Source organism: Leisingera sp. ANG-DT (genome assembly GCF_000813785.1).
Lineage (GTDB): Bacteria > Pseudomonadota > Alphaproteobacteria > Rhodobacterales > Rhodobacteraceae > Leisingera.
In genome coordinates, this window is the sequence record NZ_JWLE01000059.1 from 1 (window position 1) to 967 (window position 967).

Consider the following 967-nt stretch of genomic DNA (forward strand, 5'->3'; position numbering starts at 1 on the left):
TCAATCGCGCGCTCTTTGACGATCGCCTTGGCGATGCGGCGGCTGGCGCGTTCCTCGCCGTAGTGGAACAGGATGTCGGCGATCTGCGCTTCGTCCAGCTCGGCAATCAGGTTCGCGGCGGAGGGGCCGGACTGCGACATCCGCATATCCAGCGGGCCGTCTTTCATGAAGGAGAAGCCGCGCTCGGCCAGGTCCAGCTGCATAGAGGAGACGCCAAGGTCCAGCACCACGCCGTCGAGGTCCTGGGCGTATTCATCCATGCGGGAAAAGACACCGGGCTGCAGGATCAGGCGGTCGCCGTACTCCCCTGCCCAGGGTTTTGCCAGTTCAAAGGCCAGCGGATCGCGGTCAACGCCGGTGACCTGCTCCGCGCCAGCCTCCAGCAGGCCGCGGGTATAGCCGCCTGCCCCGAAGGTGCCATCAAGCCAGCGGCCCGAGACCGGAGCCACGGCCGCAAGCAGCGGGCGGAGGAGAACCGGGATGTGGGGACCATTGGCAGCTGTTTGGTCCTGGGTCATGTCTTAAGCGCCCCCGGCGCCGTCTAGGAATTCCATTGGATCGAAACCTTCTGGCAGGTCGTCCATCCATTCTTCGGCCTGGGCCAGTTCCTCTGCCTCGTAGGTTTCCGGCTTCCAGATCTGGAAGGTGTCGCCTGCGGCAATAAAGAAGGCCTCTGCCTCAAGGTCGATCTTCTGGCGCAGCTTGGCCGGCAGCACCAGGCGGCCGGTCTCGTCCACGTTGGTCGGGAACGACTGGCCGTGGAACATGCGCTGCAGCATCTTGCGCTGCATCGAGCCGCGCGGGAGCTGGTCGATCTTGGCGTCGACCTCCTCGATCGCCTCTATAGTATAGCATTCCAGGAAGTTGCGGCGCTGGTCGCCGTAGACGATCACCAGTTCGGGGTTCTGGCCGGGCTGCCAATTGGGGTCAGCGGCCTCCAGCACACGGCGAAAGGAGGCAGGAATTG

General features: G+C 64.2%; 2 protein-coding genes. Both read right to left on the minus strand.

Going from position 1 to position 967, the window contains the following annotated elements:
* On the minus strand, positions 1-518 hold a 518-nt coding region (locus tag RA21_RS21550; RefSeq protein WP_039152603.1), incomplete at its 3' end, for a 16S rRNA (cytosine(1402)-N(4))-methyltransferase.
* A gap of 3 nt (positions 519-521) precedes the next feature.
* A complete protein-coding gene (mraZ, locus tag RA21_RS21555) occupies positions 522-965 on the minus strand; it encodes a division/cell wall cluster transcriptional repressor MraZ (RefSeq protein ID WP_241483544.1) in 444 nt (147 codons plus the stop codon).
* Positions 966-967 lie beyond the last annotated feature (2 nt).